This window comes from Micromonospora pallida, from assembly GCF_900090325.1.
GTDB classification, from domain to species: Bacteria; Actinomycetota; Actinomycetes; order Mycobacteriales; family Micromonosporaceae; genus Micromonospora; species Micromonospora pallida.
In genome coordinates, this window is record NZ_FMHW01000002.1 from 2,209,148 (window position 1) to 2,229,125 (window position 19,978).

The following is a 19,978-nucleotide window of genomic DNA, read 5'->3' on the forward strand; positions in this document are numbered from 1 at the left end:
GGAACGGTTTCGGATGCCTCATAGTCTGGCAGTGATGCCGAGAGTTGCATCATGAGCTTGCAGAGTCAAGAGTCAGCAGGTTACGTCCGCTGATCCCGACGCGGGCCGACCGAAGGGACGCCACCACCCATGAGCCTTCAGGCTGCCGTGGCCGGCAGCAAAATACCCCTGTCCCCGTCCGACCGCCGTCTGATCCAGTTCCTGGTCGAGAACCCGCGCGACGCGGTCTTCATGCCCGCCGCCGAGGTGGCCCGCCAGTGCGGGGTCCACGAGTCCACCGTCGTCCGGCTGGCCCGGAAACTGGGCTTCGACAGCTACTACGCGTTACGGGAGGCGTCCCGGGAGGACGTGCCGACCCTGGCCAGGACCCCGTCCCGGGTCGAGGCGTTGCAGGACGGCCGGAGCCACACCCTGGAGTCGATCACCCGGCTGGAGTCCGAGGCACTGCTCCGGATCCCCCAGTTCATCAGCCAGACCGCCCTCGACGACGCCGCCGCCGCGCTCCTCGGCGCCCGGCAGGTGCTCCTGGCCGGCAACCACTACGCGGCGGAACTCATCGCCTTCCTCGAACGCCGCCTGCGCCGGCTCGGGTTCACCACGGTGGCGGTCCGCGGTCCCGGACAGGACGTCGCCGAGAAGGTCATGAGCCTGGCCCCGGACGACGTCGTCATCGCGTTCGCGCTGCGGACCGTTCCCACGCTGCTACCGCCCCTCGTGCGACACGCCGACTCGGTCGACGTCAAGAGCATCGTCGTCACCGACCTGGTCGGAACCCGACTTCAGCCCGCTCCGACGCACCTGCTGGCCGCGCCTCGGGCGGCCGAGGAATCCGCCCGGCCCCGCCCGTTCCCGGTGTCCCGGACGCTCTCCGTCCCGATGACGATCTGCTACGCCCTGCAACAGTCCCTGCTGAACCAGGCTCCGGACCGGTTCAGTCAGACGCTGGAGCGGCTGGACCAGGCGTACCTGGACTTCGACGTCGAGGGTGGCACCGGACGGGGGACACCGCGATGACCGGACCCCACGTCACGGAACTGGCTGGCGACCCGACGACCAGCCCGACCGAGTCCGGCGTCACCGCACCAGCCGACGAGCAGCGGCCGGACGCGGCACCCGTACCGGCTGGACCGGGGTACCGGCGGGCCAACCTCGTCCTGGTGGCGGGACTGCTGGGACTGGCCGTCGTCCTGTGCGTACAGGGCAGCGCGTACGGACTCTGGGACCAGGAACAGCCCGGACCGGGGCTGTTCCCGTTCGCCACCGGGGTGGTCACGGCGCTGCTCGCCGCGTACCTGGCCGTGCAGGTGGCCCGTCGGCAGGTGACCAGGGACCCGGAGACCGAGCTGCCGGACGTCCAGGGCTGGGTGCACATCGCCGTCACCGTCCTCGGCTGCCTGGGCTTCGCCCAACTCCTGGAACCACTCGGCTTCCGTACGGCCATGTTCCTGTTCGTGGCCGTCCTCCTCGCCGTGGTGTCCCGCAGCCGGAGCTGGGTCATCGTGCTGATCTCGCTCGTCGTGTCGATCTCGATGTACTACGTGTTCGTCGTGGCCCTGAACGTTCCGCTGCCCGACGCGACCTGGTCGCCACTGACCCGGCTGGGGCTCTAGATGGACGCGCTCGGTCACCTCGCCGCCGGCTTCGCCACTGTCCTGACCCCCGCGAACCTCGCCCTGGCGTTCCTGGGCTGTGTGCTGGGCATGCTCGTCGGCGTCCTGCCCGGATTCGGGCCCGCCGCCGCGATGTCCCTGTTGCTGCCGATCACCTTCACCATGGGACCGACCAGCGCGATCATCGTGCTCGCCGCGATCCTCTACGGCTCGGCGTACGGCGGCACGATCACGGCTGTGCTGCTGAACGTCCCCGGTGAGACGTCGTCGGTGGCCACCACCCTCGACGGCTACCGGATGGCCCGACAGGGCCGGGCCGGGCAGGCCCTGTCGATCGCCGCCATCGGTTCCTTCGTCGGTGGACTCGTCGGCCTGCTGGGGTTCATCCTCGCCACGCCGTTGAGCCGGCTGGCCCTGGCGTTCGGTCCCGCCGAGTTCTTCGGGCTGACCCTGCTCGGCCTGGTGCTCGTGATCGGCCTGGCCACCGGGTCCGTCGCCAAGGCGTTGGTCAGCGCGGCCATCGGCCTGGCGGTCGGGGTCGTGGGTATCGACCCGGGCGCCGGCATTCCCCGCTTCACCATGGGCCAGCCCGACTTCTACGACGGCATCAACATCATTCCCCTGGTCATGGGGCTCTTCGGCATCTCCGAGCTGCTGACCAGCATCGAACGGTCCGCCAAGACACCGCAGCCGCTACGGGTCAACCGGATCCTGCCCTCCCGCACCGACCTCCGCCGTTCGGTGCTGCCGATCGCCCGAGGTTCGGTCATCGGCTTCTTCATCGGCCTGCTGCCCGGCTCGCCCGGCGCGACCTGCTCGTTCACCTCCTACGTGGTGGAGAAGCGGTTCTCCAAGCACCGCGGCGAGTTCGGCAAGGGTGCCATCGAGGGCGTCGCCGGACCGGAGACGGCCAACAACTCGATGGCGATCTCCGCCATGATCCCGATGTTCACCCTGGGCATCCCGACGTCGGCCACGATGGCGGTGATGATGGGTGCCTTCACCATCAACGGACTGGTGCCCGGCCCTCTGCTGTTCCAACAGAACGCGGACGTGGCCTGGGCGATCATCGCCAGCATGTTCGTGGGCAACGTGATCCTGCTGGTGCTCAACATCCCCCTCGTCCGGATCTGGATCGCCTTCCTGCGCATCCCCTACCGCGTGCTGTACGTCGTCGTCTTCGCGTTCCTGCTGCTCGGCGCGTACAGCCTCGACAACAGCGTCTTCAACATCTACGTGATGCTCTTCTTCGGCCTGCTCGGTTACGCGCTGCGCAAGGTCGACGTGCCGCTGGCGCCCGCGGCGCTGACCATCGTGCTCGGGCCGATCATGGAGAGCTCCCTGCGGACCGCGCTGTCCCTGTCCCGAGGAGACCTCTCCGTCCTCGTCGGCAGCCCGATGTCCGCGACGCTGATCAGTCTCGCGGCCCTGCTGCTCGTCGGCGCCGCGGTACGTCCGTTGGTGCAACACCTCCTGAGCCGGCAACCGGCCGGACCGGCTGCGGCCCTCGACCAGTCCCCGCCGCGCGTCGACTCGTCGGCGCCCTGAACCCGATCCCCGCAACCCCCTCTGCCCACAGGAGATCCCCTTGACCACGGTTCTCGACCCCACACCCGTGCCCCCGCAGCCGATCCGCCACGAGGATCTGGCCCGGATGCGCCGGCTACCCACCGCCAACATCGCTGACGCCATGCAGCGGTTGAACGTCTGCGACTCGGCCATCCAGGCCGTCTGGCCCGGGGCCACCATCTGCGGTCCCGCGTTCACCGTGCTGACCCGGTCCGGGGACAACGCCCAGGTCCACGAGGCGTTGAAGCACGTCCGCCCCGGCGAGGTGATCGTGGTCAGTGGCGGTGGGGACACCTCGCGCGCCCTCATCGGGGAGCTGATCGCCGGGCGGGCGGCCAACCTCGGCGTCGCGGGGTTCGTCCTCGACGGCGCGGCCCGCGACGCCGAGGCGATGGGGGAGATGGGCATGCCGGTGTTCGCCCGCGCCACCACCCCGGCCGGCCCGTACAAGAACGGACCCGGGGCGTTGGGGCGCTGCGTCGCCATCGGCGGGGTCGCGGTCCGCCCCGGCGACCTGATCGTCGCGGACGCCGACGGGGTGGTGGTCGTACCGGTCGAGGACGTCGAATCGGTGCTGCTGGCGGCCGAACAGGTCCAGGCGAACGAGACCCGCAAGCGGGCCGAGATCGAGGCGCAGCGGGTCGCGGCGGGCGGCGCAGCCGCGCCGGAGGGCCCGACGGAAGGCGGGTCCGGGCTGGCCGCGGTGGACCACATCGACGTCCGGGTTCCCGACCTCGACGCGGCGGTGACGTTCTTCGAGAGCCTGGGACTGCAGATCCGGCGGCGACTCCCCGAGGCCCGACGCTCGGTGGAGATGGCCCTGCCGGGCCCGGGGCAGGTGGTCTTCGAGATCCGCCAGGACGACAGCGTCGACCGGACCGTCGTGGACCATGTCGCCTTCCGGGTCGCGGGGACGACGGAGGCCATCACCGCCCTGAAGCAGCGCGGCGTCGACTTCACCAGGGAGAACCACCTGGTGGCCGACACGGGCCGGCGGGTCAGCAACTTCCTCGACCCCGGCCAGGGCCGGTGGCAGCTCGCCGAGTAGCCGCTGACCGACCCCGCAGACACCGCCCCCTCTCCCTCGACAGGACAGCAATGATCATCGACTCGCACGCGCACTACACGACCGCACCGCCACAGCTCGACGCCTACCGAGGTCGACAGATCACCAACGCGAACAAGCCGGAGAAGGGCTCGCTGCGGATCAGCGACGACCAGATCCGCGAGTCGCTGCAACGGCATCTCCGTCGGATGGACGAGCACGGAATCGACCGGATGATCTTCTCCCCCCGGGCCTCGGGCATGGGGCACGAGTTCGGTGACTTCACCACGAGTCTGTACTGGGCGCAGGTCAACAACGACCTCATCGCCCGGGTGTGCCAGTTGTACCCGGACCGCTTCATCCCCGCCTGCCAGCTCCCCCAGTCTCCCGGCGTCAGCCCACGGGAGTGCATCGCCGAACTCGAACGGTGCGTGCTGGAGATGGGCTTCGTCGGCTGCAACATCAACCCGGACGTGGCCGGCGGCGGCCAGCCGTTCACCCCGTCCCTGGGCGATGCCTGGTGGTACCCGCTCTACGAGAAGATGATCGAGCTGGACGTCCCCGGGCTCATCCACGCCACGTCGAGCGTCAACCCGGCGGTGCACCTGAACGGCTCCCACTACACCAACGTGGACGCCGCCGCCGTCTTCGAGCTCTGCTGGTCCGACGTGCTGGAGCGTTACCCTGCGCTCAAACTGATCGTGCCGCACGGCGGTGGTTCGATCCCGTTCCACTTCAACCGCCTCCGGTCGCTGTTCCTCGGCAGCGGTCGGCGGCCGTTCGAGGAGGTCGTCAAGGGGTTGTACTTCGACACCTCGGTCTACGACCGGGACTCCATGGAGATGCTCATCCGCAAGATCGGCCCGGACAACGTCATCTTCGCGACCGAGCCCTTCGGTACCGCCAAGAACATCGACCCCGACACGGGCCGGACCTTCGACGACACCCGCTCGTTCATCGAGGACCTGGACTGGCTCACCGAGGAGCAGAAGGCCGACATCTTCGGGGGCAACGCCCTGCGGCTGTACTCCCGCGTCCGGCAGACCGTGACCGCACAGCCCTGACGGATCCGCGGAGTTCGTGACGCCACGAGGTCCCCGGTTTCCCGACCGGGACCTCGTGGCGTCCAGCAGATCCGTCGGTCAGTCCCCTGCCTCGGCAACGGCGAAGTCGAAGTCGCGGTCGCCAGGTAGGTGGTGTTTACCGCGACCATGCCAACGGCGAGGTTCTCCGAAACCGGAAGTCGGTGGCGCGGCGGGGCCGGGGTGTGTCAGCGTCCTGGCCATGCTCGACTACCGCACCGTCAACCGGGCCAACTGGGACGAGCGGGCCGCCGCCCACGCCGCCTCCCCGGACTACGCCGTCGACCGGTTCGCCGCCGATCCCGCCTTCCTCAGTTCGGTGGTCCGGTTCGACCTGCCCCGCCTCGGCGACGTCGCCGGGCTGCGCGGAGTGCACCTGCAGTGCCACATCGGCACCGACACGGTCTCGCTGGCACGGCTCGGGGCCACCATGACCGGGCTCGATTTCTCCGGTCCCGCACTCGCCCAGGCACGCCGGCTCGCCGGCATAGCCGGCGTCGACGTCGACTTCGTGGAGGCCGACGTCTACGACGCGGCGGACGTGCTCGACGCGGGCGGCTACGACCTGGTGTTCACCGGGATCGGCGCGCTGTGCTGGCTGCCCAGCGTCGCCCGCTGGGCCGAGGTGGTCGCAAGGCTGCTCAAGCCGGGTGGGCGGCTCTTCATCCGGGAGGGGCACCCGGTGCTGTGGGCCGTCGACGACCGCCGCACCGACGGGCTGCTCGCCCTGAAGTACCCGTACTTCGAGACGGTCGAGCCGACCGTCTGCGACGAGGGCGGCACCTACGTGGCGACCGACGCGGTCTTCACGCACAACGTGACCCACGATTGGAACCACGGCATGGGCGAGATAATCAGCGCGGTGCTCGCCGCTGGCATGCGGGTCACCTCGTTCGTCGAGCACGACAGCGCGCCCTGGCAGGCCCTGCCCGGCCGGATGACGCTCGGCGACGACGAGGAGTGGCGACTCACCGAGCGGCCGGCGCGGCTCCCCCTCACATACACCCTCCAAGCCGTCCGGACCGGCTGAGCAACTCAGCCACCATCGACCCATCTCGATCATCCGGTGGTACGGTGTTGCCCCGATGGCCAGGTACGGGATTCTCGGACCGCTCGAGGTCACGGCGGCCGGGCAGCGGGTCACCCTGCGCAGCCCGAAGCAGCGTGCCGTCCTCGCGGTGCTGCTCGTCCACGCCAACCGGGTCACCCCACTCGACCTGCTGCTCGGCGCGCTCTGGCGCGACGACCCACCCGACACGGCGGTCGGGCAGGTGCAGACCCTCGTCTGGCGGCTGCGCGGGGTGCTCGGCGAGGCGATCACCACCCGACCGGGCGGTTACCAGCTCACCGTCGCCCCGGAAGAGCTGGACGCGGAGATGTTCGCCCGTACCGCCGCCGAGGGTGCCGAGCTGGCTCGCGCGGGCCGGCTGGTCGAGGCGTCCGACCGCTACGACGAGTCGCTCGCCCTGTGGCGTGGGCCGGTCCTGTCCGACGTCCGGCTTCCCGGCGACCCGCACACCGTGGGCTTCCACGCCGCCGTCGCCGAGCTGACCGAGCAGCGGCTCGCCGTCGAACGCGATCGGATCGACGTCGCGCTCGCCCTCGGCCGGCACGTCGAGTCGATCCCGAGACTGCACCGGATGGTGCGTGACGAACCGCTGCGCGAGGAGTTCCGCGAACGGCTGATGCTCGCGCTGCACCGGGCCGGCCGGCGCGCCGAGGCGCTCGCGGTGTACCGGCAGGGACGCCAGACGCTGGTCGGCGAACTCGGCCTGGAGCCGGGCGACTCCCTCCAGCGGTTGCACCGGCGGATCCTGGACGACGACCCGGGGCTGCACGTTTCCGGCCCGGCACCGGCCCGAACGGCGGCCGTGCCGGTGGCGCAGCTACCGATGGACGTCGCCGACTTCGTCGGCCGTGACGACCTCGCCGCCACGCTCGCCCGAAAACTCACCGCCACCGGCACCCGAGCATCCAACCCGCGCACCACAGCGGCCCGACCGCCGGCCGCACCGCCGATCGTCGTCGTCTCCGGCGTCGCCGGCAGCGGCAAGACCACGCTGGCCGTACGCGTCGGACACCTGGCCCGGACACACTTCCCGGACGGTCAGCTCTTCCTGGACCTGCGCGGCAGCGGTGGCGAACCCGTGGACCCGGCCGCCGCCCTGGGCCGGATCCTCGCGTCGCTCGGCGAGGACCCCCGGGCGGTACCGGCCGGTCTGGACGACCGGGCGGCGCGGTTCCGGGCCCGGACCGCCGGGCGCCGGATGCTGGTCGTGCTGGACAACGCCGCCGGGGAGACCCAGCTCCGGCCGCTGCTACCCGCCGAGCCCGGCTGCGCGGTGCTGGTCACCGCCCGGCGGCGGCTCACCGCCCTGCCCGGGACGCACCAGGTCGACCTCGGTGTCTTCACCGCGCAGCAGGCGCTCGACCTGCTCCGGCACGCCATCGGCGACCGGCGGGTGGCCACGGAGCACGCCGACTGCGTCCGGGTCGCCGAACGCTGCGGACACCTGCCCCTGGCGATCCGGATCGCCGGCGCGCGCCTGGCCGCCCGCCCGCACTGGCCGGCGGGTCGCCTCGCCGACCAACTCGCCGACGAGCACGCCCGGCTCGACGTGCTGCGTACCGCTGACCTGGCGGTACGCTCCAGCCTCGCGTCGAGCCACCAGGAGCTGGATCCGGTCGAGCGGCAGCTGCTGCGGCTGCTGGGCGCGGTCGACCTGCCCCGGGTGCCCGAGTGGACCGCGGCGGCGCTGCTGGACCTGCCCCTGCCGCAGGCGCAGGAACTGATGGAGCGGCTGGTCGAGGCACGCCTGGTCGACGCCGAGCGGAACGCGTACCGGCTGCACGACCTGGTCCGGGCGTATGCCCGGGAGCTGAGCGACGAGTACCCGGCCGACGAGACCAGGGCCGCGCTGGGACGGTTCGTCGGCGGCTGGCTCACCCTGGCCGACGAGGCGTACCGGCGGACCGGTGGCGGGTTCCGGCGCGGCACGGCCGGCACCGGTCCGCGCTGGTCACGGTGGACCACCGCCGAGCGGGACGCGCTGCTCGCCGACCCGGTGGCCTGGTTCGAGTCCTGCCGGGGGATGCTGTCCGGGGCGGTACGCCGGGCGGCGGCGGCCGGGCTGGCCGAGCCGGCGTGGAACCTGGCGAACACCCTGGGCCGCCTCTTCGAACTCCGCGAGCACCTCGACGACTGGCGCGGCACCACCGACGCCGCGCTGGACGCCTGCGTCGCCGCCGGAGACGACACCGGCCGGGCCTGGCTGCTGCGGTCGCTGGGCGAGCTGCACCTGAACCTGGACCGTCTCGACGACGCGTTGGCCTGTTTCGACGCGGCGCTGGCCGGGTTCGACCAGCTCGGTGAGCGGCAGGGTCAGGCGCTGGTGCTCCGGGCCGCAGGTACCGCCCACCGGCTGGGCGGCCACGACGCGGAGGCGATGACGGCGCTCGGCCGGGCCGAGGCGATCACCGTCGAGCTCGGTGACCGCCGGGGGCGGGCCCAGGTCCTGTTCGGTCTGGGCGCGGTGCACCGGACAGCTGGGCGGCCCGGTCCGGCGGAGGCGGCCTTCCGGCAGGCGCTGGGGATCTTCCGGCAGCTCGGTGACCGCTTCGGTGAGGCGTACGCCTCGACCAGCCTGGCCCTGGTGCTGGCCGGGCACGGGGCGGACGCTGACGCGCTGCGCCTGCTGCGTCGGGCGTTGGCGCTCTGCCGGGACCTCGGCTACCGGCGTGGCGCGGCCATCTGCCGGGGCCACCTCGGCGACCTGTACCTGCGCCGGGGCGAGTACGACCGCGCGGTGGTCGAGCTGACCCGCGCGGTGGACGGCAGCCGACGGGTCGGCGACGGGATCGGCGAGCTGATCGCCCGACGTCGGCTGGGTGAGGCGTACCTGGCCCTGGGCCGGTGGGAGGCGGCCCGGTCCACGCTGGTGTCCTGCCTGGCCTTGGGGCGCGAGCACGGCGACGACCGCGAACGGGAACGGGCGTTGAGCCTGCTGGGCGAGGCCCGCGCCCGGGGCGGCGCTGGTTCCGGGTCGGGTGGAGCCGTCGACGCCCCGCCCACGGCGGTAACCGCGAGCGAGATGAGAGCCGGCTGAGAGGTGCCCGGCCCGGACAGCCGCGATGGTGGGGACCCGACTGTCGTCACGTCCCTCCGGGAGGCCCACCATGCCCGATCACACCGTCACCCCGTCCTCGCCGGACCGACCGGAACTGTCCCGGCGGCGGTTCCTCGGCGGGGTGGGCGCGTCCGCCGCCGCGCTGACCGTCGGTTCCGTGTTCGGCGGCGCCGAGCCCGCGTCCGCCGCCTACCCGATGAAGTGGGGGGTGGTCGTCTCGCCCGGCACCCCCACCAACAACATCGAGTTCAGCCGCAAGGTCGACCTGCTCCGCCGGCTCCGTCCGCAGACCGCACGGATCTCCATGTTCTGGGGGGACCCGTGGAACCGGCAGTTCAGCGACGCCCAGTTGGAACAGCTGCGCGGCACCGGGCTCACCGAAATGATCATCCAGTCGTCGGAGGATCCGGACCCGAACCTGGCTCGCCACCAGCTCAACCTGATGCTGCCCTACATCGACGCGCACCCGAACACACTGTTCGTCTGGGAGTTGGGCAACGAGCCGGACTGGCACCAGCCGAACAACCCCTGGCTGGCCCGGTGGAACCGGTTGGCGGCGATCCGGAACAACAAGCCCGTCCAGGATCGGGGCAACCTGCTCTGGGCGGTGAACATGCCCGCCGGCCGGTGGAACGGCGACGGCTCGGGGTTCACCTTCGGCACCTCCGGCCAGTACTTCGACGCCTTCGTCCGGGACACCGGGGACGGGCTCGGCGGCATGCTGGGCGGGCCGTACCAGCCGGACGTGGTGACCGTCCACTGCTACAGCTCCAGCTATCTCGTGCGGGGCGCGGACGGCGGCGGTGAGCGCAACCCGTACAAGATGATCGACTACGTCCGGGGCTGGAACCGGTCCATCAGCATGAAGATCACCGAGGCCGGCATCGACGGCCACAAGTCCGACCGGGGCTACCGCTACGTCAACTTCGGCTCGTCCGTGGCCGGGGAGACCGGCGGGCAGATCGACAGTGTCTGCTTCTACGGCCTGCCCCCGGCCGAGCGCGAGTACGGCATCTGGGAGGGCGAGGCGAACCAGATCGGCACCCACCCGTAGCGGTTGACTCCTCGTGCGTGGCGGCCGGCCGGCGGGCCGCCACGCACCCCCGCCGTCTCTGGTGTCCGGCCGCACCTCGCCGGCTGCTGACTTCCCCCACGTCGGCAGGTGTGAGCAGGCGGTTCCGGGGAAGACGGGCGCGCGAAACGGTCAGGCCGAACGGAGGGCGACAGGTGGCCAGGAACCGCGCCAACACCATGGGCGTGCGGTCGGTGACCGACGCGTTGGGGATCGAGCGAGCACGCGGGGACCGTCGGTCCGAGGGGACCGCCCGGGCCCTCGGCTGGCTGAGCCTCGCCCTCGGGGCGGCGGCCCTGGGCACGCCCTCGCGCGTCAGCCGCCTCTGCGGTGTCGACGACTCCCGCACCGCCCGGACCACGCTGCGCATCGTGGGGCTCCGCGAGATGGGGCACGCCGCCGCCCTGCTGATCCCGAGAAGAGCCGGCTGGGCGGCGTGGGCCAGGGTCGCCGGCGACCTGGTGGACCTGACCGCCTGCGGCACCGCCCTTCGCCGCCGCCGTGGCCAGCGACGCCGTCGGGTGGCCGCCACGACCTGGGCGGTCGCCGCGATCACCGCGGTGGACCTCGCCACGGCCGTACGGGCGTCCCGGGGCCGACGGCTGCCACGTGGCAACCGGGTGGAGGCGGCGGTGACGGTCAACCGGACCCCGGAGGAGGCCTACCGGTTCTGGCGCGACGTCGAGAACCTGCCCCGATTCATGTACCACCTGCGGTCGGTCACCGTCACCGGCCCCCGGCGGTCCCGGTGGGAGGCGAAGGCACCCGCCGGGCGGACCGTCGGGTGGGACGCGGAGATCATGTCCGACCTACCCCACGAGCTGATCACCTGGCGCTCGGTCGGCCGGACCCGGGTGCCGAACTCCGGCTCGGTGCGCTTCGTCCCGGTCGCCGACGGGCGCGGCACGGAGGTGTGGGTCGAGTTCGCGTACGCGTCGCCCGGCGGGCGGTTGGGCCGGCTGGCCGCCCGGGTTTTCGGCGAGAACCCGCAGCAGCAGGTCTGCGACGACCTGCGCCGCTTCAAGCAGGTGATCGAGACGGGTGAGATCGCGTGCTCGGACGCCGTACCGCAGGGCACGAGCCTCCAGCAGCAGGTGAAGCAACGCCCGGCCCAGCCGATGCCGCTGCGCTGACCCAGCGGAGAGACAGGACACCACCGATGAGAGCCAACTGCTGGATCGCCCCCAACCGGGTGGCGGTCAAGGACGTCCCGGACCCGCAGATCCTGAACCCCCGGGACGCCGTCGTACGGATCACCTCGTCGGCGATCTGCGGTTCGGACCTGCACCTGCTCGACGGCTTCATCCCGGCGATGAAGAAGGGCGACGTGCTGGGCCACGAGTTCATGGGTGAGGTGGTCGAGCTGGGGCAGGGCGTCCGCGACGGCCTACGGGTCGGCGACCGGGTGGTGGTCGGGTTCCCGATCTCCTGTGGGGACTGTTTCTCCTGCCGGCGCGGCCTGTACTCGGTGTGCGAGAACTCCAACCCCAACGCCACCATCGCCGAGACGGCGATGGGCCACTCCCCCGCCGGGATCTTCGGTTACTCCCACCTGCTCGGCGGCTACGCCGGCGGGCAGGCCGAGTACGTGCGCGTCCCGTACGCCGACGTCGGCGCCCTGAAGGTCGGCGACGACCTGCCCGACGAGAAGGTGCTGTTCCTGTCCGACGTGCTGCCCACCGGCTACCAGGCCGCGGAGATGTGCGACATCACCCCCGGTGACACCGTCGCTGTATGGGGCGCCGGACCGGTCGGGCAGTTCGCCACGGTCAGCGCCTTCCTGCTCGGCGCGAGACGGGTGATCGTCATCGACCGGTACCCGTACCGGCTGCGGATGGCCGAGGAGCACACCGGCGCGGAGACGGTCAACTACGAGGAGACCAACGTCCTGGACGCCCTGCGGGAGAGGACGGCGGGACGCGGGCCGGACGCCTGCATCGACGCGGTCGGTATGGAGGGGCACCACGCCTCGGCGGCGCTGCAGGCGTACGACCGGGCCAAGCAGGCCGTCAAGGCGGAGACGGACCGGCCGCACGCCCTGCGCGAAGCGGTGCTGAGCTGCCGCAACGGCGGCACGGTCGCGGTGATCGGCGCCTACGGCGGGTTCGTCGACAAGTTCCCGATGGGCTCGTTCATGAACCGCTCCCTGACGATGCGCTCCGGTCAGGCCCACGTGCAGCGGTACATGCGGCCTCTGCTGGAGCGGATCCGCCGGGGCGAGATCGATCCGAGCTTCGTCATCACCCACACCATGCGCCTCGACGACACGCCGCACGGCTACGACATCTTCAAGAACAAGCAGGACGAGTGCGTCAAGGTCGTCCTCAAGCCGTAGCCCGGCGCGACGTGTCCCACGCCCGCCCCGCCGCCCCGTCGCCGCGTCGCCGGCCGCGCCCGGCTACAGCGCGACGACCCAACCGCCATCGACGGTGAGGGTGTGACCGGTGACGTAGGCGGACGCCGCCGAGGCGAGGAAGAGCACGGCGCCGGCGAGGTCCTCCGGCTCGCCGACCCGGCCGAGAGGAATGTGCCGGGCCACCAGTTCGTCCTCGGCCGCCCGGGTGGGCAGGAGGTCGGCGGTCATCTCGGTGCGCATGTAGCCCGGCGCGATGGCGTTGACGCGGATGCCGTACCGGCCCCACTCGTAGGCCAGGTTCTTGGTCAACTGCACCACGGCGGCCTTCGACGCGTCGTACACCGAGGACCGTTCGCCGTCGACGACCAGTCCCCCGATGGAGGCGAGGTTGACGATCCGGCCACCACCGCGCCCGCGCATGGCCCGCGCCGCCCGCTGGGCGACGAAGTACGTCCCCCGGAGATTGACCCCCAGCGTCAGCTCGAACTCGGCCTCGGTGGCGTCGAGCGCGCTGTTGCGCAGCGACACCCCGGCGTTGTTCACCACCACGTCCGGTACGGCGTCGCGCCGTTCGAGGTCGTCGAAGGCGGCCCCGATGCTGTCGACCGAGGTGACGTCCAGGGCCAGCGCACGCGCCCGGACGCCGTGCCCGCGCAGGTACTCGCACGCCTGCTCGGCGCGGTCGGCGCTCAGGTCGGTCGCGACGATCTCGGCGCCGGCCCGGCCGAGGGCGAGCGCCTGGGCACGGCCGAGACCGCCGTGGGCACCGGTGACCAGGGCACGCGTTGCGTCGAGGGAGAACAGGGAGGGCGGTGGGGCAGGTCGCACCGGTGGTTCCTTTCTGGCGGCCCGGGCACCCCTCGGGTGGGCTACAGGCCGTAGTTCGTGAGGATCTCGAAGACCTGCTGGGAGTCGTGGCGGACGTGCTCGCGCATCTGGTCGGTCGCGGTGGCGACGTCGTCGGCGGCGACGGCCGCCGCCAGCGGCCGGTGGTCCACCCCGGTCCAGTCCGGGGTGGTGACCACCTTCGAGCAGAAGTACCACTGTCGCAGCGCGAGGTTGAAGTAGATCCGGGCGGTGGCCATCAGGTACTCGTTGCGGCTCATCCGGTAGAGGCTCTGGTGGAACGCGGCGTCCAGGTCGATGCAGCGTTGCAGGTCGCTGGTCCGGGCCTGCTCCTCGGCGAGCGCGACGAGCTTCTCTTTCTCCGCCTTCGAGCCACGACTACAGGCGAGCGTCGTGGCGAGGGACTCCAGCTCCAGCCTCAGTTCCATCACCGAGCGGGAGCCCTTCAGCGCGATCTCGGTGGCGTAGGTGCCGCTGCGCGGGTAGATGACCACGAGCTTCTCGAACTCCAGCCGCCGGATCGCCTCGCGCACCGGGGAGAGACCCAGACCGAGGTCGGCCCGCAGCTCGTTCTCGACGAGCCGGTCGCCGGGCATGATCTCGGCGCGGACGAGCCGGGAACACAGGTGGGCGTAGGCCGACTCGCTCAGCAGGGCGTTGCCCGTCTGGTCGACACCGACGAGCGCGCCCTGTCCGACGTACTCCGACAGCATGTGTCTCTCCCCATCTTCCGCGCCACGCGTGCCCGGCGGCCGGTCCTCTGGCAAGCTACCGGACGCCTAGCGGCGCATGGTTTCCTCGACGCCGCGCGTCGGCGCGAGGAGGTCGTCGATCACCGTCGAGATCCCGTTCTCCACGGTGCAGGCGTAGTCGCCCACGGAGAACTCGCCACCGAGGACCTCGACCGCCTTCAGTTCCACCCCGTTGACCGAGAGCGCGTCGGTCAGGTCCACCTCGGCGGGGCCGAAGGTGCGGCGCTTGAGGACGAAGTCCCGCGAGGTGTCCCGGGAGACGATCTCGAAGATCCGGAACCCCGGTCCGTTGGCCTCGGGCAGGGCGTGCACCTGGAGGTGGGGGTAGAGGGACAGGTCCGCCCAGGCCGTGTTGTCGTACCCGTCGCGGGGGGTCATCGAGATGCCGAAGATCGGCCGGCCGGACCGCCGTACGGTGCCCGCCACCGCCTCCGGGGCGTCGGTCAGCGTGACGTCGGCGTACTGCTTGGGGTAGCCCCAGACCTCCCGGCCGAAGGCGACGCTCCAGGGCTGGTCCTCGTACTCGAAGAAGTAGGTCACTCCACGGTGGTCGCCGTAGCGGACCGGAATGACCACACCGGAGTCGTAGAACGCGCCGGGGGTGGCGTTACCGAAGTCGGCGATCTGCACGACGAAGCGGTCGTCGGCGAGCTCGAACGGGGTGGGGGCGAGCAGGGCCTCGAGGTTCGCCCGGTCGCCCCGGCAGTAGACGGAGAGGCTGCGCAGGTCCCGGCACCAGTAGGGCTGGTCGCCGCCGGGGTAGCCGAGGTACGTGAAGAAGTCCCTGACGTCGTACGTCTTGCTCATCGGTTGGTGTCCCTGACCTTGTCTCGTGGGAGGTGGTGGAGCTAGTCCCGGCCGGCTTCGTGGATCTTGCGGAGGAAGGAGCGCAGTTCGGGCGCGGAGGGGGCCTCGAAGATCTGCTCGGGCGGGCCCTGTTCGAGGATCGTGCCCTGGTGCAGGAAGCAGACCTTCGACGAGATCTCCCGGGCGAAGGGCATCTCGTGGGTCGTCATCATCATGGTGATGCCGTCCGTGGCGAGTTCCCGGACCAGGTTCAGCACCTCGATGACGAGTTCGGGGTCGAGGGCCGAGGTGATCTCGTCGAGCAGCAGGGCCCGCGGGCGCATCAGCATGGCCCGGGCGATGGCGACGCGCTGCTGCTGCCCGCCGGAGAGCTGGTGGGGATAGGCGTCGGCCTTGTCCTTCAGCCCGACCCGTTCCAGCATCGTCCGCGCGTTGGCCTCGGCCTCGGCCCGGCTCGCCACGCCGGCGCGGATCGGGGTGAGCGTGCAGTTGCGCAGCACGGTCATGTGCGGGAACAGGTTGAAGCTCTGGAAGACGATGCCGACCCGGCGGCGCAGGCCGACCAGGTCCACGCCCTCGCCGGAGACGACGTCGCCGTCGAGCAGGATCCGACCGTCCTGGATGTCCTCCAACCCGTTGACGCAGCGCAGCAGCGTCGACTTGCCGGAGCCGGAGGCGCCGATGAGGGTCACCACCTCGTGCCGGTCGACGGTGAGGTCCACCTTGTCCAGCACGGTCAGGGCGCCGTACCGCTTCGTCACCTCGTCGAACTCGATGAACGCTCGCGACATGTCACACCCCTGTCTTCCGGGCCCCGGTCCGGGCGAGCAGGTAGTCGACGAACCGGGTCTGCGGGATCGTGATCAGGACGAAGACCAGGCACACGGCGGTCACCGCGGAGAGATTGAAGTCGTTCGCCGAGTAGATCTTGGCCTGGCTGAACGCGTCGATGATGCCCACGACGATCACCAGCGCGGTGTCCTTCTGCAGACCGATGAAGGTGCTGAGCATGGGCGCGGCGATGTTGCGGCCCATCTGCGGCAGGATGACGAACCGCATGACGTCGGTTTGGGTCAGTCCCATGGACAGGGCGGCGGAACTCTGGCCGGGGTTGATCGACTCGATACCGGCGCGGTACAGCTCCGCGTTGTAGGCGCTGTACGTCATGGCCAGCGCCACGATCGCGTAGACCACCAGCGACCCGCCGCTGAGGAACGGCACCTCGGTGAGCGGCAGCCCGTAGCAGACCAGGTAGATCAGGACGACCGACGGGATGCCCCGGAACACGTCGATGTAGGCGATGGACAGGGCGCGGACCGGGCGGAAACCCCGCCCGGGCAGCTGCCGGCCGATGGCGAGCACGAGTCCGAAGACCATGGCGAGGATCTGCGCGCCGAGCGCGATCTGCACGTTGATCCAGAGGGCGCGCACGATGTCGAGGAAGCTGCGCGACATGTACTCGCCGTTGAAGAAGGTCTTCTGCACCGCACCGTCGTTGGTGAAGACCAGCAGGGCGAGCGCGGCCAGGATGGCCACGCACGCGCTGATGCCGAGGGACGTGACGGAGGCGTCGCGGGAGCCGGCCGCCGCCCGGCGGGCCTCGACGTGCCGGCCGGCGGCCCAGTCCCGCCCGGACCGCTGGCCACGCCGGTAGGCCAGCCCGAGCGGCCAGCCGAGGGCGGCGACCGGGAGCGCCACGCCGAGCAGGATCTGTGCGGCGGCCCCCGCCAGGAGCATGGCGGCGAGCTGCTGGCACAGCGTCAGGGCCACCAGGGCGAGGACGGCGGCGGCGACCAGGTAACCCGTCGTCGACTGCGGTCGGACCGGGGCGGATCTGCCGCCGGTGGGGGTCGGCGGGGCCTCACGGGCCTGGGGTGCCTGCACCTTCATCGTCAGACGCTCCAGTCGGGCAGCGCCTCAGGGTCCCCGCCGAGGATCGGGTTCAGCCACTTGTCCATGATCTTGTCGAGGGTGCCGTCCTTCTCCATGTCGGCGAGGATCTGGTCGACCACCGCGACGTTCGGCGAGCCCTTGGGGAACAGCGCCGCCACGTCGCCACCGGCCGGGTACTGCCCGACGACCTTGAGCTTGCCGTCCGAGCTGGCCGCCCGGGGCATGACGGTGGCGGTGTCGTTGAGCGCGGCGTCGACCTGCCCGGCCAGGACCGCGTTGAAGAGGTCGTCGTTGGACGAGAAGACCCGCACCTCGCCGGGCTTGAGGGTCTCGTTGACGTACTTAAGCTGCACGGACCCGGCCAGCACGCCGACGGTGGCGGTCCGGATGCTCTCCTTGGTCAGGTTCGAGTCGCTCTTGACCAGGACACCGGAGCGGTAGGTGTTGTACGGGGTGGAGAAGTCCACCGCCCGGCGCCGCTCCGGGGTGTCGTAGATGTCCCAGACCGCGAAGTCGAAGTTCGAGGTCTTCGCGGTCACGAGGGCCTCGAACGAGGCGTTCACCAGCTTGATCTTCTTCAGGCCTGCGCGGTTGGCGATCTCGGCGTCCAGGCAGTACATGTAGCCGCCGTCGACCGACTCGAGGGTGTTGCCCCGGTATCCGGCCGGGTACGGCAGCGAGGCGGCGACGGTGAGGGTCCCCTCGGTCATGGTCTTCAACTCGTGGACCGTGGGGTTCTCCGTCACCTCGCAGTCACCGAAGTCGGCGGCCCCCGGCTCGCCGCCGGAGTCGTTCGAGCCGCAGGCGGCCATGGCGAGCATCCCGGTGAGGGCGGCGGCGAGGCCGAGGGAGCGGAGTGACCTTCTCATCTGACACCTCCGTGTCGATGGTCTTGCATCAATGAGGGGGATGAACACATCAGTGAAATGTTAGTGAAGTGTGAGTGAGGCTACTCGCCTCCGGTGCATCCGTAAAGCGGGTGGCGCACCCAGTTCGGCCTGGTCAGGCGGCGTGGCTCAGCCCTGGTGGGGGTAGCGGTGATCCCGGGGCGGGTCGAAGGTCTCCTTGATCGAGCGCGGGGAGACCCACCGGGTCAGGTTGGCCGCCGCGCCCGCCTTGTCGTTGGTGCCCGAGGCACGGGCACCGCCGAACGGCTGCTGCCCGACGACCGCCCCGGTCGGCTTGTCGTTGACGTAGAAGTTCCCGGCGGCGAACCGCAGCCGGCGGCTCGCCCAGGCGATCGCCGCGCGGTCCTGAGCCACGACCGCTCCGGTCAGGCCGTACGGCGCGAACGACTCGAGCTGGTCGACCGCGTCGGCGAAGGCGTCGTCGTCGAAGACGTGCACCGCCAGGATCGGCCCGAAGTACTCGGTACGGAACATCTCGTCGGTGGGGTCGGCGCTCTCCACCACGGTCGGCCGGACGAAGTAGCCGACCGAGTCGTCGACCTTGCCGCCGGCGAGCACCGTCAGGGAGTCCCGTCCGTGCGCCCGCTCGATCACCGCCCGGTGGCGGGCGAACGCCCGGGCATCGATCACCGCCCCCATGAAGTGCGAGAAGTCGGTGACGTCGCCCATGCTCAGCGCCTCCACCTCGGCGAGCAGCGAGTCCCGCACCCGCTCCCACACCGACCGCGCCACGTACGCCCGGGAGGCGGCGGAGCACTTCTGGCCCTGGTACTCGAACGCGCCCCGCAGCAGCGCCACCCGCAACACGTCGGGGTCGGCCGAGGCGTGGGCGACGACGAACCCCTTGCCGCCGGTCTCGCCGACGACCCGGGGGTACGACCGGTAGCCCGCCAGGTTCGCGCCCACCGTCGACCAGAGGTGCTGGAACGTCGCGGTGGACCCGGTGAAGTGGATGCCGGCCAGGTCGGGGTGGGTGAGCGCCACCGCCGAGACGTCGAGCCCGTCACCCGGCAGCATGTTGATCACCCCGGGCGGCAGCCCGGCCTCGGCCAGCAGCTCCATGGTGAGGTGGGCGGCGAGCTGCTGGGTCGGCGAGGGCTTCCAGACGACGGTGTTGCCCATCAGGGCCGGCGCGGTGGGCAGGTTGCCGGCGATCGCGGTGAAGTTGAACGGGGTGACCGCGTAGACGAAGCCCTCCAGTGGACGGTGGTCGGTGCGGTTCCACACCCCACGGGCGTTGGCCACCGGCTGCTCGGCGACGAGCTGCCGGGCGTAGTGGACGTTGAACCGCCAGAAGTCGGCCAGCTCGCACGCGGAGTCGATCTCGGCCTGGACGGCCGTCTTCGACTGGCCCAGCATCGTGGCGGCGTTGAGGCGCTGCCGCCACGGGCCGGCGAGCAGGTCGGCGGCCTTCAGCAGGATCGCCGCGCGGTCGTCGAGGGACAGCTCGCGCCAGCCGGGCGCCGCCTCCCGGGCCGCCGCGACCGCCGCCTCGGTGTCGACCCGGGTGGAGTTGCGCAACACCCCGAGGACGTGGCGGTGGTCGTGCGGCTGCACCACCGCGATCTCCACTCCCCCACCCATCCGGCGGTCGCCCCCGATGGTGGCGGTCAGCTCCACCCGCCGACCCTCCTGGCGGGACAGCTCCTCCCTGAGGGCGGCCCGTTCCGGACTACCGGGGGCGTAGTCGAGGGTCGGCTCGTTGACCGGGGACGGCGGGGTCGTGACGGCATCCATCCAGATTTCCTCCGCATCGACAGCGGGCAGGGTGCGCCCGGGAACGGGCCACCCGGGGCGGTTGGTCGCGCGCCGGGCGGAAGCACCCCGGCGGGTCCTGACATTACACTAAAATGTCAGTCGCGCCAGCCCTCCATGTCACCCATGAGCTGGTAGAACACGACGGCGCCAAAG

At 71.1% G+C, this 19,978-nt stretch carries 17 protein-coding genes; 10 read left to right on the plus strand and 7 right to left on the minus strand.

Going from position 1 to position 19,978, the window contains the following annotated elements; genetic code table 11:
- Positions 1-129 precede the first annotated feature (129 nt).
- The 10 genes from GA0074692_RS09640 to GA0074692_RS09685 all read left to right on the plus strand — a co-directional run bounded on the left by GA0074692_RS09640 (position 130) and on the right by GA0074692_RS09685 (position 12,840).
- A complete protein-coding gene (locus tag GA0074692_RS09640) occupies positions 130-1,014 on the plus strand; it encodes a MurR/RpiR family transcriptional regulator (protein ID WP_091642031.1) in 885 nt (294 codons plus the stop codon).
- Complete coding sequence (locus GA0074692_RS09645; protein WP_091642035.1) at positions 1,011-1,610, plus strand: tripartite tricarboxylate transporter TctB family protein; 600 nt, start codon at positions 1,011-1,013, stop codon at positions 1,608-1,610. The genes GA0074692_RS09640 and GA0074692_RS09645 overlap by 4 nt, the downstream gene beginning before the upstream one ends.
- Complete coding sequence (locus GA0074692_RS09650) at positions 1,611-3,158, plus strand: tripartite tricarboxylate transporter permease (protein WP_091642040.1); 1,548 nt, start codon at positions 1,611-1,613, stop codon at positions 3,156-3,158. It begins immediately after the preceding gene.
- Positions 3,159-3,198: 40 nt separating this feature from the next.
- Positions 3,199-4,227, plus strand: a complete 1,029-nt coding sequence (locus GA0074692_RS34630) for an RraA family protein (RefSeq protein ID WP_176738365.1) — start codon at positions 3,199-3,201, stop codon at positions 4,225-4,227.
- A 50-nt stretch (positions 4,228-4,277) separates the two neighbouring features.
- Positions 4,278-5,288 (plus strand): amidohydrolase family protein, encoded by a 1,011-nt coding sequence (locus GA0074692_RS09660; RefSeq protein ID WP_091642043.1) that lies wholly within the window; start codon positions 4,278-4,280, stop codon positions 5,286-5,288.
- Positions 5,289-5,508: 220 nt separating this feature from the next.
- Positions 5,509-6,336, plus strand: a complete 828-nt coding sequence (locus GA0074692_RS09665; RefSeq protein ID WP_091642046.1) for a class I SAM-dependent methyltransferase — start codon at positions 5,509-5,511, stop codon at positions 6,334-6,336.
- Between the two features lie 55 nt (positions 6,337-6,391).
- Positions 6,392-9,412, plus strand: a complete 3,021-nt coding sequence (locus GA0074692_RS09670; RefSeq protein WP_091642050.1) for an AfsR/SARP family transcriptional regulator — start codon at positions 6,392-6,394, stop codon at positions 9,410-9,412.
- 70 nt (positions 9,413-9,482) lie between these two features.
- Positions 9,483-10,487 carry a twin-arginine translocation signal domain-containing protein gene (locus GA0074692_RS09675; RefSeq protein WP_091642053.1) on the plus strand — a complete coding sequence of 335 codons (1,005 nt, stop codon included), beginning with the start codon at positions 9,483-9,485 and terminating at the stop codon, positions 10,485-10,487.
- A 173-nt stretch (positions 10,488-10,660) separates the two neighbouring features.
- Positions 10,661-11,638, plus strand: coding sequence for an SRPBCC family protein (locus GA0074692_RS09680; RefSeq protein ID WP_245730253.1), 978 nt, complete (start codon positions 10,661-10,663; stop codon positions 11,636-11,638).
- A gap of 26 nt (positions 11,639-11,664) precedes the next feature.
- A complete protein-coding gene (locus tag GA0074692_RS09685; RefSeq protein ID WP_091642056.1) occupies positions 11,665-12,840 on the plus strand; it encodes a zinc-dependent alcohol dehydrogenase in 1,176 nt (391 codons plus the stop codon).
- Between the two features lie 63 nt (positions 12,841-12,903).
- Here the strand turns inward: GA0074692_RS09685 and GA0074692_RS09690 are convergent, their stop codons facing one another.
- The 7 genes from GA0074692_RS09690 to pruA all read right to left on the minus strand — a co-directional run bounded on the left by GA0074692_RS09690 (position 12,904) and on the right by pruA (position 19,804).
- A complete protein-coding gene (locus GA0074692_RS09690) occupies positions 12,904-13,689 on the minus strand; it encodes an SDR family NAD(P)-dependent oxidoreductase (RefSeq protein WP_218106609.1) in 786 nt (261 codons plus the stop codon).
- Between the two features lie 41 nt (positions 13,690-13,730).
- Positions 13,731-14,420 carry a GntR family transcriptional regulator gene (locus GA0074692_RS09695; RefSeq protein WP_091642059.1) on the minus strand — a complete coding sequence of 230 codons (690 nt, stop codon included), beginning with the start codon at positions 14,418-14,420 and terminating at the stop codon, positions 13,731-13,733.
- Between the two features lie 66 nt (positions 14,421-14,486).
- On the minus strand, positions 14,487-15,266 hold the full coding sequence (locus GA0074692_RS09700; RefSeq protein ID WP_091642062.1) for an acetoacetate decarboxylase family protein: 780 nt from the start codon (positions 15,264-15,266) through the stop codon (positions 14,487-14,489).
- Positions 15,267-15,307: 41 nt separating this feature from the next.
- Positions 15,308-16,057 carry an amino acid ABC transporter ATP-binding protein gene (locus tag GA0074692_RS09705; protein ID WP_091642066.1) on the minus strand — a complete coding sequence of 250 codons (750 nt, stop codon included), beginning with the start codon at positions 16,055-16,057 and terminating at the stop codon, positions 15,308-15,310.
- 1 nt (position 16,058) lies between these two features.
- The gene (locus GA0074692_RS09710) at positions 16,059-17,156 is read right to left on the minus strand and encodes an amino acid ABC transporter permease (protein WP_091642071.1); all 1,098 of its coding nucleotides are present in this window, start codon (positions 17,154-17,156) and stop codon (positions 16,059-16,061) included.
- A 2-nt stretch (positions 17,157-17,158) separates the two neighbouring features.
- A complete protein-coding gene (locus GA0074692_RS09715; protein ID WP_091642076.1) occupies positions 17,159-18,028 on the minus strand; it encodes an ABC transporter substrate-binding protein in 870 nt (289 codons plus the stop codon).
- Positions 18,029-18,175: 147 nt separating this feature from the next.
- Positions 18,176-19,804, minus strand: coding sequence for an L-glutamate gamma-semialdehyde dehydrogenase (gene pruA / locus GA0074692_RS09720; RefSeq protein ID WP_091642079.1), 1,629 nt, complete (start codon positions 19,802-19,804; stop codon positions 18,176-18,178).
- Positions 19,805-19,978 lie beyond the last annotated feature (174 nt).

What these genes read in the sequence shown, in the direction of transcription:
- GA0074692_RS09685 (WP_091642056.1), top strand. Translation starts at nt 11,665, where the DNA reads ATGAGAGCCAACTGCTGGATCGCCCCCAACCGGGTGGCGGTCAAGGAC.
- GA0074692_RS09670 (WP_091642050.1), top strand. Translation starts at nt 6,392, where the DNA reads ATGGCCAGGTACGGGATTCTCGGACCGCTCGAGGTCACGGCGGCCGGG.
- GA0074692_RS09695 (WP_091642059.1), bottom strand. Translation starts at nt 14,420, where the DNA reads ATGCTGTCGGAGTACGTCGGACAGGGCGCGCTCGTCGGTGTCGACCAG.
- GA0074692_RS09705 (WP_091642066.1), bottom strand. Translation starts at nt 16,057, where the DNA reads ATGTCGCGAGCGTTCATCGAGTTCGACGAGGTGACGAAGCGGTACGGC.
- GA0074692_RS09710 (WP_091642071.1), bottom strand. Translation starts at nt 17,156, where the DNA reads ATGAAGGTGCAGGCACCCCAGGCCCGTGAGGCCCCGCCGACCCCCACC.
- GA0074692_RS09675 (WP_091642053.1), top strand. Translation starts at nt 9,483, where the DNA reads ATGCCCGATCACACCGTCACCCCGTCCTCGCCGGACCGACCGGAACTG.
- GA0074692_RS09645 (WP_091642035.1), top strand. Translation starts at nt 1,011, where the DNA reads ATGACCGGACCCCACGTCACGGAACTGGCTGGCGACCCGACGACCAGC.
- pruA (WP_091642079.1), bottom strand. Translation starts at nt 19,804, where the DNA reads ATGGATGCCGTCACGACCCCGCCGTCCCCGGTCAACGAGCCGACCCTC.
- GA0074692_RS09650 (WP_091642040.1), top strand. Translation starts at nt 1,611, where the DNA reads ATGGACGCGCTCGGTCACCTCGCCGCCGGCTTCGCCACTGTCCTGACC.
- GA0074692_RS09660 (WP_091642043.1), top strand. Translation starts at nt 4,278, where the DNA reads ATGATCATCGACTCGCACGCGCACTACACGACCGCACCGCCACAGCTC.
- GA0074692_RS09640 (WP_091642031.1), top strand. Translation starts at nt 130, where the DNA reads ATGAGCCTTCAGGCTGCCGTGGCCGGCAGCAAAATACCCCTGTCCCCG.
- GA0074692_RS09665 (WP_091642046.1), top strand. Translation starts at nt 5,509, where the DNA reads ATGCTCGACTACCGCACCGTCAACCGGGCCAACTGGGACGAGCGGGCC.
- GA0074692_RS09700 (WP_091642062.1), bottom strand. Translation starts at nt 15,266, where the DNA reads ATGAGCAAGACGTACGACGTCAGGGACTTCTTCACGTACCTCGGCTAC.
- GA0074692_RS09715 (WP_091642076.1), bottom strand. Translation starts at nt 18,028, where the DNA reads ATGAGAAGGTCACTCCGCTCCCTCGGCCTCGCCGCCGCCCTCACCGGG.